The sequence below is a fragment of the Micromonospora sp. R77 genome (assembly GCF_022747945.1).
Lineage (GTDB): Bacteria > Actinomycetota > Actinomycetes > Mycobacteriales > Micromonosporaceae > Micromonospora.
In genome coordinates, this window is record NZ_JALDST010000032.1 from 1 (window position 1) to 1,038 (window position 1,038).

Below are 1,038 nucleotides of genomic sequence, written 5' to 3' on the forward strand. Positions count from 1 at the left end.
CCGGCGAGGTGCTCGCGCAGCCGCAGCAGCCCGACCGCGGCCCGGGCGCCGGGCACGTCCAACGGCACCGGCATGGCCCGCCAGGCGGCGAAGAGCGGCATGCCGCTGGCGTCCGCCGCGTCCACCGCCCGCTCCAGCAGCCCGACCAGTCGCGGCAGTCCCGGCACCTCGGCCAGGTGCTGCGCACCCCAGCGGCAGCACTCGGCCAGGTTCGCGGCAGCCACCTCCGCCGGCCGGACCGTACGCGCGGCAGCGTCCCAGCCGTCGGCCACCGCGTCCGGGGCGATGAAGCCGAGCGCCGCCGCGGCCGTCTCGGCCCGGACGTCACCGAGCGCGCCGGCCCGGCCGGTGATGTAGAACGCCCAGCCGGAGATCCCGAGCAGCCGCGCCCGGCGCAGCGTGGCCGGACAACGACCGAACGCCTCGCCCAGCTCCAGCACCAGGGGTTTGCCCGCGGCGGCGACCTGTTCCGGGGTCATCCGTCGGAGACCTCGGTCAGGGGTGCGGACGACGTCCGTCCAACGTGGTCAGCCATCGTCGATCAGTCTGCCCGCTCACCGCCCTCGGCGGCAGCCCCCTCTTCGGACTCCAGCGCCTCGACCGCGCCCTCGACCTCACCGGTGCGTCGGCGCGCCAGGCTGACCGACCGCTCGGCGGCGCGGCGGGCCAACCGGGTCCGGCTCAGTTCCTGCTCGGCGACGGCCCGGCGGCGTTCCAGCTCGGCGAGTTCCGTCTCGATCCGGTCCAGGGCCGCCGCGCCCTCCTGCTCGGACCGGACCGCCCCGGTCAACTCGGCCTCGGCCCGCTCCTGGTCGGTCCGGGCCTTCGCCAGTTCCCGCTCCAACGCCCGGCGCCGCTTCGCCCGTTCGGCACGGGCGGTACGTTCGGCCGCCCGCTCGTCCCGGGCCCGCCGGGTCTCCGCCCGCCCGGCCGCCCGGTCCGGTACGGGCGGTTCCTCCGTGCCCCCGGTGACCAGCCGCAGCTGGGGTCGGGGCACCTCACCGAAGCCGGCGTAGTGCGTGGGCCGGAGCAGCCGGC

Annotated in this window: 1 protein-coding gene and 1 pseudogene; both read right to left on the reverse strand. The window is 77.5% G+C overall.

Annotation, left to right across the window (positions count from 1 at the left end; genetic code table 11):
• Positions 1-479: hypothetical protein (locus tag MRQ36_RS33010; protein WP_242801753.1), on the reverse strand; the 479-nt coding region annotated here is incomplete at its 3' end.
• A gap of 62 nt (positions 480-541) precedes the next feature.
• Positions 542-1,038 (reverse strand): annotated as a pseudogene (locus tag MRQ36_RS33015) (hypothetical protein); the annotation flags it as partial.